The following is a 14658-nucleotide window of genomic DNA, read 5'->3' as shown; positions in this document are numbered from 1 at the left end:
CGGAATGAACCTCAAGGGAGCCTTATTTTGAATACATTGAATCAAACATCTAGTGTTTATACTAGGCTTTCTATTGAGCCCATGCGTAAGCTATTCTAATAGTTCTTTTGTTAAATTAAAGTGTTTTATGAATGGTTCATAAAATTTTTCTACTTCAGAACTTTCTCTTGCTTTCATCAGAAAATATCTTGATTTTTTTTTATTACCCAGATTATTAAAGTAGTTTGATAAGGCATAATGAGCAAAAACGTGTGTTGGATAGTTATTTATTATATCGACAAAATCACGGTATGCTTGGGTGAAATTACCCCTACCATTCAGGTTTCTATTATTTAAAAAATTAATATCAATATTAGCGCAATAATTCTTAAAGACAACTTCACTTGCAGAAAAATTCTCAGTACTGATTGCATTTAACAAAGCAACAGGGCTTTTCACATTTTCTTCATTTTCTTGAATGTAACCTTTATCGATACAATATTGATATATTTCTGTCCCTGGATATGGTTGGTAACAATAAAAAGAAGACCAATCTAAATCCAAATATTTTGCAAAAGCATGCGTTTTATCAATATCTTCTAAGGTTTCAAATGGCAAGGCGGTAATCCAAGAACCAAAAATATATATATTATTATCTATTAAACGGGCTCTTTTTACAAAGTCTTCAGATTGTTTAATATTTAGTGGTTTTTTCAATTTTTTTAGAGTTTCATTAGCTCCTGATTCGAAAGACATCGGGAAATATAACAAACCTGATTCAATGCAAAGATTAATAGCTTCATCTGTCATAGCTGAAACTTGAAATCCGCCACTGAGCCATTTAATCTTCTCCTTTTTAAGTTGTTTTAAGAACTCAATAAAATGTTTTGAGTTGGTACAGATATTATCATCAGGGAAAAAGAATGTGTTAATATTGTATGTGTCTTTTAACCACTTAATTTCAGACATGACATCGCTTATTTTACGATATCTTATCTTTGGTCCCCACTGCAGTCTTGTTGAACAAAAGGCACATTTATAGGGACATCCCCGGGATGTTAATATGGAAGCTAGTCTGGGTATATAACTAATCTTCGAATGACGATTAGCTAACCTGACAGAATAACTCGCATATAAATCCATCAAAAAATTTGATCTATCGACCCGCGGAATTGTATCAATGTTGTTAACTAATACAGTGGAATTTGCTTTTATTCCTCCGTTACTACGATATATTAGGCTTCCAACGTCTTTAACATTCCTTTCGTTTAAAATATATTCAATGAACTGTCTGAATCCTTCCTCGCCTTCCCCCTTTATGATAAAATCCAAATTTTTATTCTTAAATGCTTTATTGAAACTGTGTGAAGCATAAGCGCCACCCATAATTGTAATAATGTTTTTTTCTGCTTTTTTTACTAAATGTATGAATTTCAAAGCTATATATCCATTAAATTCAAATAGCGCTGAAATTCCAATAATATCAGGCCGGTACGTTTTTATCTTGGTCTCAACTAATCCAAATAAATGTTTCATATTGACATCGTTTGATTTTATTATTTCACTAATTGCCATAGCATTTGCATCATACACTTCTATGTCTATATTTTTAAAATACTTCTTAATATAAGCCGAAAGGTACCCAAGTCCAAGTGGAGCTTCAACAAACTCCGTCTTATTTTTCACTTTTTCTAAATCGTATCGATCTTGTGAAAAGAAAAAGAAGAATGGATTTATCAATAATATTTTCAGTTGATTTTTCATATTTATCCCTTTTTTACTATTTCATGTTCTATATATGTCTTTATCCAATCTCTTACCCATAAGCATTCTAATCGCCTCCTTTTGAAACCCGTAATGACGAAAAATTCCACACAAAATAAAGGGTAAAGTTTGAAAATCCGTACCTGTAATGTTATATTATGCAGGTATGAAGCTAATTTGCCTTGAATGTTCAAGTACAAAAATATGGTTACTTAATGATGGTCGTAATAGATGTGCCCAATGCAGGAAAACATTCAGCGATCCAAGGTGCTCTGTAAAGATATCAAGGGCCAAATTACGACAGATCATAGAGGAATTTCTACTTGAGCATTCTACTAACATTATAATCAGCAGAGTCGATGTTTCTAAGTACATGTTACTGAAGATTCTTACTCTGCTGCGAGTTGCAATGACCAAAGATGTTCCCGATATATTTGAGGGAACAGTTGAGGTTGATGAAACCTATCTTGGTGGTCAATGGAAAAACAAACGCTTATCAGTTAAGCGAAGTAGCCAAAAACCCAAACGTGGCCGTGGCACTAGCAAACAGGCTGTCTTTGGGATACTGTGCCGCAACGGTAAAGTCTGGGCCGAACTGATAGACAGCGCAGACGCCATAGAGTTGCAGCCAAGAATCCTAAAACAGGTAAAAAGAGGCTCAGTTGTATTTTCCGATACCTGGAGCGGATATACCGGCATTGCTTCCAAAGGTTATGTCCATCGCCTTGTGAAACACAGCAAAGACAGCTTTGTAACTGATGGCAATCATATTAATGGACTAGAAGGTTTTTGGGGTTACCTCAAACGCAAGTTGACTGCTAAAGGCGGTATAAGGCATTCCCGTTTACATCTTTACCTTGGAGAATATGTCTGGCGTTATAACCACCGCTATCTGAATTTAAAAGAGCAAAAAACTAGGTGATTATAAAAGATTTGGGATAGAATTTGATTTTCATAAGCAAGAATTTCATGAATTCTATTTCCTCTTCAGTTAGTCTTTTAACATAAGTTCTGTCGGATACATTAAAGTATGTTACATTTGGATCCTGCTTTTTAGTCCACTTTTTCACTACTGTTATTGAACGAGAGTATTGTGGATTAATCTTGTAGAATTCTTCAAGCTTTTTGTTCATAATGGTGTATTTTTGGTCAACTGATACATCCTCATACTGTGTGCCAAGTTTCTCAGTAACATCTATGGCTGGAACACCAGCATATATATGATTCTCCTCCATATCTTTTGTTATTACAGAACCTAGCATAGCCATGCTTTTTCGTTTAGCGTGTATTGGCGAAACTAAACAGTGCCCTACAAACCATACATCATCTTCAATCAGCATTTCCTTATCATCATCCCATTTGCATCCCTGTAGCGTGTCGCCAAAACGTATATGAGTCCAAAGCTGACTATGGGCACCGATACCAACACCATTACCAATCCTCAAGTTGGCTGTAGAGTTTATTATACAATATTGACCAATCCAACAGCAGCTTCCAATCTCACACTTTTTATTGCCTAATATCTGTGTGTATTCGCGAATCATTGTATAATCACCTATCTCCACTATAGGGCAATCAACTTCAATATGATGTCCTAAATAAACTCCATCTCCGATTACTATTTTTTCCGCAGTCCCTCCACTACATGAAATATTAACACCTTCACCAATTCTAACACCCTTACCAATCCTCAATTCCTTGGCTTCGATAGAATACGTCATTTTATTAGCCCCCATTTCTATTCAAATGGTTGAATTAATCATGTCGCACAATGAAATAGATGGTTCATAGACGGTCTATTTGTGTCAGTAAGTCGTGTTCTTCAAGGATCCTAGCTTTCTCATAAAGTCTATTACATGGAATTTTTGTTTTTTCTGAAATATCCAAAAGGGAGTAATTTCCATCTGATAGGAACAACAACCAAGATATTGCTTGAATGTCTTGTTCTGAAAGATTCTTTCTTTTTTGTGGTTCGATTCCTTCATTAACACTCTGAAAAACTCCTCCACCAGTCTTTGGGTATAATCCCCGTTTGCTTAGCATCGGCTCACACTTAGGATTCTTGGATACAAATGTGAAATTCATTTCCAACTTTTGTATTGTTTTCATATATAGATCCAAAGACTTAATTAAATCTTCCGAACTTATGAAATCAAGATTGTCCAGAGATGTGTGGTAATATCTATATTCGTAATATTTATCTTTGCAGATAGTTCCGGTAGGTATCCTGAAAAACGGTGATGAGTATTGCCTCTCATCACTCTCGGCGGCATTAAATTCGTATTCTTTAAAGTTTATATTCTCTTCTTCAAGGGTTCTCTTTACAACTCTGTCAATGGTGTCATGTCCTTTAAATGATTTTTTATAACCAAAATCACCAGGCCCTGCTACAGTAGTAATAACATACGCTCCATCAATATTCGTCATTTCATCCTCATGTATTGCCATGTAGGCTATAGCACCGATTGTTTCAGGTACTAAAATAAACCTATAATTATGTTCCAGTTCAATTCCTCGCATTTCTCTAAGAAGAAGTGCCCACAATACCACACCGGAAAGATTGTCATTAGCTAGAGATGGGTGGCAGCAATAAGAAGATATTAGATACTCTTTATCAGATTTTCCTTTGATTATTTCTTCGCCGTATGTCAAATAACCTGGCTCAAGTGTCGAGTCAATTACGACATGATATTCATCACTTCTGTCAAGTTTTACATAGTCATCATGAGTCAAACAAAAACCCCAATTATGGTTGTAGTAACTTGTCCGATAAGGAATTGCGTTAGGTAGATTAGGCAGAGTATGAAGATGCTGATCGAGTTCTTCAAAGGATAGTCTCTTTTCAACTGGAATACTGTAACTGACCAAGTGAAGATTATTCTTCCGAAAATCGATTATTCGCTTTCCTCTAGAATCAGCAACATAAGCATCCCTCACATTCCATTCATCAGGTATAGTCCAATCATATACCTTCGTTGAAGAAGGAATCTCTTTTACGTCAAAGTCGCAAATATTCAATAAGATTTTTAAAGACTCCCTGACACCATTACCTGTAATACTACGGCAAATGGGAAATAACTTCTTGAGAAGATATTCTGCTTCAGTTACAAGTATTTTGAATCTGTTTTCTGATAACTCAGGCAACATATTTGAATTAATCCTATAATCATATCCACCAGCGATTATCGACCACAGCTGATGATCGCCGCTCACAGTCTCCGGTTAGCAGGCAGTTTGTGCTGCTCAAGGCTTCAACGTCCATAGACTTTTTCCGCTCAATCGTATTATAGGGTAGCCCTTTTGCAAAAGTCCAGTTAGGTCTTGTATATGCTTCGATCTTCGACCTCCCCGGTAGTCACTCTACTAACAAGCATCGAGAGAAACTGCCTCCAGAAGCCATAGTGCCGACTGAGACCACAGATGACGAAGAAAAGGACAAGCTGTGGTTTCCCTGCTTTCAAACTCTTTATGCTACGACCAATGACATAGTTGCGAATAGGATGGCTGAAGATGCTCCATCGCCTCTCGGAGTGTTTCCAGAAGAACTGAGCATCACCCTTCCCATACCATTGCCACTTTCGAATGAACTGGCTGAACGAACTGCGATGCTTGTGATAGACTATGGGAGTTCCTACTCCAAGTTTGTAACCGGCTTTCACTAGGCGATAGCAGAGATCAGTGTCATCACTTGCTGCTGTAAAGAACGGATCAAAGCGTACCTTCCGCAGTACTTCCGTACAATATAGGCAAGGAGTGCCGATCATGATCCGCGGACCGGGGATATTGTGAGTCAGCTTAACGTTTTGGTCCATCGCCCAATCCCAATAGTTCGTGTTCTGCACACTGAGAACTTGGGCTTCGATGCCGTCATATCCGTTGGCTTCAAGTTCTTCTGCCAATTTCTCAAGGCAACCTTCTGATAGTCGGTGATCTGAGTCAAAAATTCCTACATACTTGCCAGTGGCATGATCAACCGCATACTGGCGTTGAAAAGCCAATCCCTTGCGCCCCACGACATAGACTTTGTCAGTAAAGCGCTTAGCAACATGTACCGTTGCATCTTCCGATCCCCCATCAACCACGATAATCTCACGCGGGTTATTGCGAGCTATGGTCTCTAAACATTCGGCAATGTTATCCTCCTCGTTTAGTGTACAAACTGTTGCGGTGATATTATCAACATAGCCCATCAGCAAAATACCTCCTCAAAGAGCGAACGATTACACTTGACCCAGGCTATCAGATCCTTGATGCCTTCTCGTATACCAATGCGCGGTTGCCATCTAAGGTCGTTGATTGCCTTTTGACAGTTGCTAATATAAACCCGCTGATCACCTAGTCGCCAATCCGCGTAGTAAATCTCAATGGTTTGTCCCAGAAGTTCTTCGAGAAGTGGGCCAAACTCCAGCCAAATGGACAAGGAATTGTCATAACCCCCGCCAATGTTATACACCTGACCCGCTGATATCTCAATCTTGGCTCTAGCTACTTCAAAGGCATCAAGCAAGTCGTTGATATGTAGTAAATCTCGCACCTGCCTGCCGTCGCCGTAGATTGTAATCCGATTACCCAACACAGAAGAAATAATAAACCATGCCACCCAACCCTGGTCCTCTATACCAAACTGCCTAGGACCGTAGATGCAAGATTGGCGGAAAACAACCGTGCGCAATCCATAGATGCGCGCATAATCGCGAACGTATTGGTCTGCTGCTCCTTTGGAGCACCCGTAAGGTGAATGAAAATCGAGCATTTGCGTCTCATCTACGCCGTAGAGTCTATCCTTGTAAACGTAGCGTGTTGCTTGCTTCTCAGTTGTTATATTTTCCAGTTGGCCGTACACCTTGTTTGTAGAAGCAAAGATAACGATTGGATTTGAACCACAAGTTCGTGCAGCTTCAAGGACGTTCAGAGTTCCAAGGGCATTGATCTCAAAGTCGGTCCTCGGATCCTTGACGGATGTTGTCACAGCAGTCTGAGCCGCCAGGTGATAGATAATGTCTACTCCCTGACATGCACGAGCAACCAACTGGACGTCCCGAACGTCTCCCTCGATCAGATGTACTTGGTTTGGATGGCGTTCACGTAGCCAGGCTATATTCTGTGGTGTGCCCGGGCGTGAGAGATTGTCAAAGATGGTAACCGACTGTTTCTGGGTGAACAACCGGTCAGTCAAATTGCATCCGATAAACCCGGCTCCACCTGTTATGAGAGCTTTCATGGCATATTCATCCTTCTCCCGGTTAAATCTCCGTATGCATAACCGTTTAATCCAGCTTGCAGCAACAATTCCTCAAATGCCCCTCCTGACAAGTCCATGTTGTCAACCACCGCCATGCCTCCATTTCTCAGAAGGTAAGCTACTGTGCATAATTCAAACCGCCTGTGCGCATGTGACTTGCCCTACTACTAAGGCGCCTTTACATCCGCATGCTTTTTCAGTTCCATCTTCAACTGGTTGAGATCCTTTGCATCCCTTCTCATGTAAACAACCGTCCATTCCCATATTTCCCAAGCTCCGAACCAAGAAATGTATCGTCCTAAGAACTCATAATTCTTTATTCTAGGGTCTTCCACTATTTGTCTATCCAGTGGGTAGGTAATACGCTCAGGGTCTTTAGTAACTACAATAATTATCTCAGGACGTTGATCATAAATATAGTTAAGATTTAATCTCCCTCCATGTTGTGCTAAGTATTCTGTCTGATATTTATCATTGAGCCCACCTGTATCAATAGTTCTCCATCCCGAGTAAAAAGGTATTGCCCCTGCTTCAGTCACAGCCAGGGTATAGTCATTATTGTTGGAAAATCTCTTCAGTATATTCCCTATTTTAATGTGGGCATTTTCATAACCAATTCTACTTTGATCGGCAAGCACCTTAGAATAGCCAACCGTTCGCTCGGGGACAATTAGAGGGTAACCAATGAAAGCGATAATAACACAAAGGCTAAACAACGAGTGGATAAGTCTTACACGATCAAAGGTTACTTTGGCCAACAACTCACTTATTCTGGGGGCAGCAAATACTATTACCAAAGGATATATTGGGATGAAGAATCTGTCTAAATAGCCCATCCACAGATTCACTCTAATGTAAGGAATCAGAAATAAGGCTATTATAATTGGTATGAGTATATATTTCCTTGAAAGCTTGTTCGCTGCTATTAGATGCTCCACACCCAATATGAGAAACGGGCTGCAGGAAAAGAACAGAAATCTCTTTATTGAATCCACTGATGATTGTACAAGAAGCTGGCTGCTCGCTTTATAATAAAAGGAATTAGGGAAAAGATAAGGACCAAAATAACTATAACGCCAAATCATATACACTAGTCCGGGTAAAACAAAGAAAAGCAAAAGAACAATGGTAGAAGGGCGGTGCCCTGCCCAAAGGAACGACAAAACTACAATTGCTATAAGCACACCTTCAGGGCGTGCTAATCCGGTTAACAAGAATAAAACATATAGCAACGCCTCCTTTTTTATAGAAAAATCGTTAATAAGACTAAAGGCGAGTGCTATTTGAAGGGTGACAAAAAAAGTGAAGGCTATTGTATCCATGCCCGTTACACTATGAAAAGCCACAGATGGTGAAACTGCACATATGATGCTGGCTACCTGAGCTGCCTTTATAGAACCAGATAAATTGTAAGCTGCAAAATATACGGCGATAATTGTTGCTAGGCCAAAGGCTATTCCTATGATTTTAGATACGTGGAACAAATCTAGACCTAACTTACTAAAAATCGATAATATTGTAATCCACAGAAAACTCGTATATCCCTCTAAGGGGGTTTCCCCTATATTCCACACTAGTCCGTGGCCGTTCGCCAGATGTGAAGCATACCTGAAAGTTATGAAAGTATCTTCAACAGTAACATTATAAAAAAGATAGGCAAAAAAAAGAAAGGGAAGAAGGGGCAACAGAAATAAAAAGATCTCTTTGCCTGTGCAAAAACGCAAGGAAACGAGCAAGATAAGGCTTCCAACAAATATCAGCAGGACTTGTTTTTCCCCAAATCCTGGCTGGCTGCCAATGCCAAGCCAATCAGCGACTAGAGAAGTAGCAATCATCACAATGCCAATCAATGCCAGTACAATTGGCAACACACCTGAAATCAACTTAAATTCGTTATTACGGGGCATATGTGCTTTCAACTATTGTTTTTCAAAACTTGCGGAAAACTGGTTTCACCATTTTCCCTTTAAGAAGTGACCTCAGATTCTTCGAATCTATCGCCCCCTTTAATATTGCGAATATTTTCTTATAGGCAGAGATAGTATCGTTTATATCTTTTTCCGTATGACTATAGGTTACCACATGATATCCACCACATAGAATACCCTGCTTAATAGCTTCTTGTTGCACTACGCTTTTCAGGAGCAAGCCGTCATAACCATCATTGACAAATGTCATAATGTTTCTTGCAGGATAACCCTGTAGACCAATATGGCTCTGTAATTCATATTCAGTAATAAGCTGAATAATCCCATCTATCAATATCTTGCCGCGCTTTTCTATTGTCTCTAAAACAGGTCTTTCTTCTATTGTCTTTAAGACATCTAAAGCGGCAGTTAAACCAACAACATCTCCTCCAAAGGTGAATGAAAAAAATATCTCATCAAAGATAGTCATAATATCTGCTCTTCCTACTATTGCAGATATCGGAAATCCATTACCCATTGCCTTTCCAAAACAGGCCATATCCGGTGACACACCAAAATAACCGTATGCCCCTTGTTTATGTAAGCGAAAACCTGTCCAGCATTCGTCAAATATCAATAACGCAGCATGAGCATGAACTAATTCTCTTACCTTATAAAGGTATTCTTTATCAGGGAAAATGACTCCTACAGGCTCCATAATCACAGCAGCCACCTTTCCCTTGTATTGCTTCAAAAACCTCTCTAAAGTATTAATGTCATTATATGGAAATGGGACAGTTAAATCGCGAACCGTTTTGGGAACCCCTGCAGAGCGAGTGGTGGTTCCAATATACCAATCCTGCCAGCCATGGTAACCGCAGCAAAGGATTACATCCTTTCCAGTATATGCTCTGGCTGCCCGTATAGCCCCTGCTGTTGCATCGGAGCCGTTTTTACCAAAACGTACCATCTCGGCATATGGGAACCATTGACATAATTTTTCAGCGAGATTCAACTCTTTCATGTGAGGAAGTGAAAAAGCTACTCCGTTATTTAGCTGTTCTTTCACTGCTTCAATAACTGTTGGATAATTATGCCCTAATATTATGGGGCCCAGGGCCATTGGCCAGTCGATGTATTCATTTCCATCTACGTCCCATACATGACCTTTATCTGCCCTGCTGACAAATATGGGAGAGACTCCAAATGGATATTGAGTCCATCCTTTGCTAAACGTCTGGGTACAAGATGGAATAATTTTTTTGGCCTGCTCAAAGAGACGCAATGACTCCGACACATTAAGTGACGTTTCCTCTCCATCTGACATTTTAATAATATCCTCTTCAAGAGACTTTAGATAGCCCTCGTTCCTCTTAGTACCTGAATTAATAGACTCCAACTCTGGATGTTTTTCCAGTAGTTTAAGAACGTCCCCCATGTAGAAGATGCTATCCTCTTTGTAAAGTTTAGTATATATTTCTCGGATGAATTGCAGGTCAGTCTCGTCATCTAATGTCCACCGTTTGTCAGAAAGATTCGGAGAATGGTTTATGTTGCCTATTCTGAACCTTCCCTTCTCGTTTTTCCATATAAAAGGTGTAACATGCTCTCTCTCAGAGGGCAGACGGGCATCTCGCCAGGCTGATTCAAGAGTCTGAAAGGAAAAGACTTCTGTGTCTAGTCCGTCAGGATATGAGGCTTCAGGGTAAGCCGTACTCACGTAGTCGTAACCCCCAACCAAATATTCCTTTATAGCCTGGTTTACTATTACCGGATCTAACATAGGACAATCAGCCGTAATTCTCACTATAGTTTTTATGCCGAAATGTTTTGCCGCTTGATAATATCGGTCGAGAACATCTTCCTCGCTTCCCCTGAAACATTTTATTCTATGCTCCATACAGAATTTTTCTATTATATCATCATCCGGCTTCTTTGAAGTAACAACGATAACGTCATTCACTGACTCTATATCCTTGGCACGGCGTACAACATGCCAGATCACAGGACGATCAACAACCTCAGCCATGACTTTGCCAGGCAGACGAGTAGATCTCATTCGAGCTTGGATCAGAGCAGCAATATGTTGTTTACTGTCATTCATACGCAAGATATAATTCTCTACGAAATAAGATTTAAGAAATAACCAATTATAATGATAATTGATGATCCTTCCAATTATCTCGTTTCTCCATTCAATAGTTTAGAATAGTAATCCATTTTTTGTTTGTTATTGGTCAGGTTTTTATCGTGTCTCCTGTACCTATAAAGAGAAAGATTTACATTGCCTATTGTATATCTTTCTTCAAATCTTCGTCTTAGTTCCACATCTTCCATTGCTTTAAATTTTGGGTCGTAAAGTCCAATGTCAAATAATTTGTCTTTTTTGAACATAATTCCGCAGGCTATTGGTTCTTCTCTGCTGCTTTTTGTTTCCAGAACATTACCTTCATCATCAATCAAGTCATAATCACAGCTTACTGCATCCCAATCCTTATATTGCTTCAAAAACAGGGATTCGATTAGTATGAGATGTTCTCCTATATAATCGTCAGCATCTACATGTACAACATATCTACCGACTGCTCTCTTTATCCCAATATTTCTAGCCGCGGAGAGTCCAGCATTTTCTATAAGGTGTATCGGCCTTATATATCCCATAAAGGAGTCCATAACTTCTTTTGTTTCATCAGTAGAGGCATCATTTATTACCAAAATTTCGTAATTATTCTTTGGGTAAGATTGGTTCATTGCACTTCTAATGGCTCTTCCTAAGTAGCGTGCATAATTATGACATGTAATTACAATGCTGATCTCCATAAAGAAACCTCAGGAAATATCAAACAAACTCTTCTTTTGATTTTAAATAATCCCATAAATTTCCAACGCTTACCCAAACAACACATTCCTCACACACCGGAGGGCAATCCCAAATTCCGTTTAGATGTGCTCTACGGATATTAATTAGAGGTTCCCCATTCCAGATTTCGTGAATGCTTTGGTTATGGATATTCCCAACAACACCAGAATAATTCCAATCTACATTACACATGCTTACTTTCCCATTGCTGTTTACGGCAAGCATATACCAAAGCAATGCACACGGAAATCTATTATCAGTCTGCTCATCTGTTACTTTAATATCAACAGCTCCACTCCAACTGTGAATACCTGTCACCTGTACTTCGTCAGCAATAACAGACCACTTCTCGACAAAAAGTTCAATTTCCTCTTTTTCTATATCATCAAATTCCATAATTTTAACTCGTATTTTAGTTTTACTACCAATATTTTCCCTATATTCAATAGCTCTTTTGATATTATCTTCCAGCTTATCCAGACCTTTTATCCCCTTAAACCGGCAATAGGTTTCTTCCCGAACTGCATCAAAACTGACTGTAATATCATCAATTTCCATCTCAATAATTCCGCGCCCGGTCTTTGAATTGAGCAATATGCCATTAGTATTAAGATGTATTACTTGAGCAGCATCCTTTTGTTTAACATACTCAACCATCTTCGGAAGATCATTATGTAACAAAGGTTCTCCATCTTTATGAAGATTCAACATAATAAGCTTATTGTCCTTAATTTGGTCAATCACTCTTATGTAATCATCCAAACTTAAATAATTAATCCCTTGGGTGTCAACGACTTTATCATGAGGACAATAATAACATTTAGCATTACAAGCATTGGTAGGTTCTATGTTTAAAACCAACGGGAAATCAGCCGTGATTTTCTCTTTGATTACTTCTGGTTTCAGGCATGTCAAACTTCCTTCAACATAATTTTCATTTAATACTTTATAATATTTTTTCGTTGGACCACGTCCCAAATTGGTACTCCTAATTATCTCTTTGTGTGATATTTATGCAGGCTGATTTGGGTAGACTCCAAGGACCACAAGCCTGTGCCACATGTGATTAACCAATGTCATTCTGTCAGCTATGCAATAGTTTCTTCTTTAACCTCCAGGACTTGTGTTTCCCAACTAAGCCGAGGCCGTAAGAACGAATTCCAATGAGCGCCATGTATATTTTGATAGCCTACAAATTGAATGTCAAAACCCAAAATTTTATTGATAATTAAATGCTCGACTTTTGGATTCTCTAACTGCACAGAAATATAGAATCGCTTTTCCCCAAAGGTGTTCGGAGGAATAGTACAGAACGACCTGTAGATACCAGGATTTTTCCAGTAGAGACTTTCTTCATCGGAGTCATCAATGTTCTGCGTAGTCAAGATGGCTCTATTTTCATCATCCACAATCTGTACGATAACTCGTAAGTCGTTGACTACAGTCAGACATTCATAAGTAACGGAAACTCTGAGCCCCTCATCTGAATGAAATGCATTACAGGGTATAGCCTTCTGATCCGTTATAGCAATTTCCTTGAACTGAATTGAAGGGTCATATTTCCGTATTACCCCCTCTACTTTTCCGTCGAGTTCTTTACAGGTGACAATAGCGCCCTCCGCCAGATTTTGATCCAGATATTTATTAATAACATATTCCGTGTGTCCGTCCAGAATTAATTTGCCATTATCAATTAATATAGTGCGGCTGCACAGGTTATGAATTGCTGTCATATTATGGCTTACAAACAACACTGTCCGCCCTTCTTCAGTAACGCTATGCATTTTCCCAATACACTTTTTTTGAAACTCTGCATCCCCGACAGCCAATACCTCATCTACTAAAAGAATTTCTGGTTCCAGATGGGCTGCTATTGAAAACGCCAGGCGTACCTGCATTCCACTGGAGAAATACTTTGTGGGTGTATCAATAAATCTTTCCATGCCTGAAAAATCAACAATCTCATCAAACTTACGTTCAATCTCTACCCTTTTCATCCCTAAAATTGCGCCGTTAAGGTAGATGTTTTCACGTCCGGTCAGTTCGGGATGAAAGCCTGTACCGACCTCTAATAACGATCCAACCCTGCCATATATTTGAGCATATCCCTCCGTTGGCTCTGTAATTCTTGAAAGAATCTTCAGAAGTGTGGTTTTCCCTGCACCATTGCGGCCGATAATACCGACAACCTCTCCGGGCTTTATTTCAAAGGAGACGTCTTTCAATGCCCAAATGGTGTCGTTACAGACGCCAGATGACCGAGGACGGACGACTGAGGAGGAATAACCGAGCGTTGAGCGGATGCGACGAATGGGCGCATACATGACGTGGGTCAGGGTGTCGCGCAGTGTTTTGTAGCTTTGTTGACGCGAACCAATCCTGTATAGCTTTGAAAGATTCTCTACTTTGAGGGCAAGGTCAGTCATGTTGATCGCTACTGGTTACTGGTTGCTGGTTGCTTGTTAGAGATTGGAGGAATTTGTTGATTTTCTTACCTAATTTATCAATGTTATCAAGCAATTTAACAGCATCGTTTGTAAGGTTTGGATGACAATCTTTTACATAGGTTAGCCATTCGGTTGCCTCATCGCATGATGCAATTGAATAAACTATAAATCTGATGAATTCTGCCTTATATTTGCGCCTTCCATATCCTTCGACTATATTGGCAGAAACAGACTTAGAAGCCCGCCTGAGTTGGCTGCCAGTTTCATAAAGTTCATACTGCGGCAGTTTAAGAGAAAAATCATGTATATGTATTCCCAATTCATGAGCCAACCTGTAAATTTCTAAATTTCTATATCCTCTGTTTTCCCCAATTATTGTCTTATCCATTCAATTTTCCATTCGGTAGTTTTTATTATTTTTACAAGTAAAACCAGCTGCAAGTTACCGGCAACAAGATG

12 protein-coding genes are annotated in these 14658 nt (G+C 39.2%); 1 reads left to right on the top strand and 11 read right to left on the bottom strand.

The window, feature by feature from the left end; genetic code table 11:
* Positions 1-90: 90 nt before the first annotated feature.
* Entirely contained in the window at positions 91-1743 is a 1653-nt protein-coding gene (locus tag AB1401_04790) for a radical SAM protein (GenBank protein MEW6614762.1), read from the bottom strand.
* Positions 1744-1891: 148 nt separating this feature from the next.
* On the opposite strand from AB1401_04790, the gene AB1401_04785 reads away from it, so the two are divergent.
* Positions 1892-2665, top strand: a complete 774-nt coding sequence (locus AB1401_04785; GenBank protein ID MEW6614761.1) for an IS1595 family transposase — start codon at positions 1892-1894, stop codon at positions 2663-2665.
* Here AB1401_04785 and AB1401_04780 read toward each other — a convergent pair.
* The 10 genes from AB1401_04780 to AB1401_04735 all read right to left on the bottom strand — a co-directional run bounded on the left by AB1401_04780 (position 2658) and on the right by AB1401_04735 (position 14587).
* Positions 2658-3464, bottom strand: a complete 807-nt coding sequence (locus AB1401_04780) for a hypothetical protein (protein ID MEW6614760.1) — start codon at positions 3462-3464, stop codon at positions 2658-2660. The two genes, AB1401_04785 and AB1401_04780, sit on opposite strands and share 8 nt — an antisense overlap.
* Positions 3465-3528: 64 nt before the next feature.
* On the bottom strand, positions 3529-4890 hold the full coding sequence (locus tag AB1401_04775; protein MEW6614759.1) for a DUF4910 domain-containing protein: 1362 nt from the start codon (positions 4888-4890) through the stop codon (positions 3529-3531).
* Positions 4891-5057: 167 nt separating this feature from the next.
* Positions 5058-5933 (bottom strand): glycosyltransferase family 2 protein, encoded by an 876-nt coding sequence (locus tag AB1401_04770; protein ID MEW6614758.1) that lies wholly within the window; start codon positions 5931-5933, stop codon positions 5058-5060.
* Positions 5933-6964, bottom strand: a complete 1032-nt coding sequence (locus AB1401_04765; protein MEW6614757.1) for an NAD-dependent epimerase/dehydratase family protein — start codon at positions 6962-6964, stop codon at positions 5933-5935. Before AB1401_04765 ends, AB1401_04770 begins: the two co-directional genes overlap by 1 nt.
* 188 nt (positions 6965-7152) lie before the next feature.
* Complete coding sequence (locus tag AB1401_04760; protein MEW6614756.1) at positions 7153-8892, bottom strand: hypothetical protein; 1740 nt, start codon at positions 8890-8892, stop codon at positions 7153-7155.
* A 22-nt stretch (positions 8893-8914) separates the two neighbouring features.
* On the bottom strand, positions 8915-10996 hold the full coding sequence (locus tag AB1401_04755; protein MEW6614755.1) for an aminotransferase class III-fold pyridoxal phosphate-dependent enzyme: 2082 nt from the start codon (positions 10994-10996) through the stop codon (positions 8915-8917).
* A 74-nt stretch (positions 10997-11070) separates the two neighbouring features.
* Positions 11071-11712 (bottom strand): glycosyltransferase, encoded by a 642-nt coding sequence (locus AB1401_04750; protein ID MEW6614754.1) that lies wholly within the window; start codon positions 11710-11712, stop codon positions 11071-11073.
* Between the two features lie 19 nt (positions 11713-11731).
* The gene (locus tag AB1401_04745; protein MEW6614753.1) at positions 11732-12730 is read right to left on the bottom strand and encodes a radical SAM protein; all 999 of its coding nucleotides are present in this window, start codon (positions 12728-12730) and stop codon (positions 11732-11734) included.
* Positions 12731-12840: 110 nt separating this feature from the next.
* Entirely contained in the window at positions 12841-14178 is a 1338-nt protein-coding gene (locus tag AB1401_04740) for a polysaccharide ABC transporter ATP-binding protein (protein ID MEW6614752.1), read from the bottom strand.
* Positions 14171-14587: a four helix bundle protein gene (locus AB1401_04735; GenBank protein MEW6614751.1), complete on the bottom strand. Its 417-nt coding sequence runs from the start codon at positions 14585-14587 to the stop codon at positions 14171-14173. The genes AB1401_04740 and AB1401_04735 overlap by 8 nt, the downstream gene beginning before the upstream one ends.
* Positions 14588-14658: the final 71 nt, after the last annotated feature.

The sequence above is a fragment of the Thermodesulfobacteriota bacterium genome (assembly GCA_040757775.1).
Classification (GTDB): Bacteria; Desulfobacterota; UBA8473; order UBA8473; family UBA8473; genus UBA8473.
Note: the sequence above shows the minus strand (reverse complement) of the source record. Positions and strands in the feature narration are given on the sequence as shown.

What these genes read in the sequence shown, in the direction of transcription:
- AB1401_04735 (MEW6614751.1), bottom strand. Translation starts at nt 14,587, where the DNA reads ATGGATAAGACAATAATTGGGGAAAACAGAGGATATAGAAATTTAGAA.
- AB1401_04785 (MEW6614761.1), top strand. Translation starts at nt 1,892, where the DNA reads ATGTTATATTATGCAGGTATGAAGCTAATTTGCCTTGAATGTTCAAGT.
- AB1401_04775 (MEW6614759.1), bottom strand. Translation starts at nt 4,890, where the DNA reads ATGTTGCCTGAGTTATCAGAAAACAGATTCAAAATACTTGTAACTGAA.
- AB1401_04760 (MEW6614756.1), bottom strand. Translation starts at nt 8,892, where the DNA reads ATGCCCCGTAATAACGAATTTAAGTTGATTTCAGGTGTGTTGCCAATT.
- AB1401_04755 (MEW6614755.1), bottom strand. Translation starts at nt 10,996, where the DNA reads ATGAATGACAGTAAACAACATATTGCTGCTCTGATCCAAGCTCGAATG.
- AB1401_04740 (MEW6614752.1), bottom strand. Translation starts at nt 14,178, where the DNA reads ATGACTGACCTTGCCCTCAAAGTAGAGAATCTTTCAAAGCTATACAGG.
- AB1401_04750 (MEW6614754.1), bottom strand. Translation starts at nt 11,712, where the DNA reads ATGGAGATCAGCATTGTAATTACATGTCATAATTATGCACGCTACTTA.
- AB1401_04780 (MEW6614760.1), bottom strand. Translation starts at nt 3,464, where the DNA reads ATGACGTATTCTATCGAAGCCAAGGAATTGAGGATTGGTAAGGGTGTT.
- AB1401_04765 (MEW6614757.1), bottom strand. Translation starts at nt 6,964, where the DNA reads ATGAAAGCTCTCATAACAGGTGGAGCCGGGTTTATCGGATGCAATTTG.
- AB1401_04770 (MEW6614758.1), bottom strand. Translation starts at nt 5,933, where the DNA reads ATGGGCTATGTTGATAATATCACCGCAACAGTTTGTACACTAAACGAG.
- AB1401_04790 (MEW6614762.1), bottom strand. Translation starts at nt 1,743, where the DNA reads ATGAAAAATCAACTGAAAATATTATTGATAAATCCATTCTTCTTTTTC.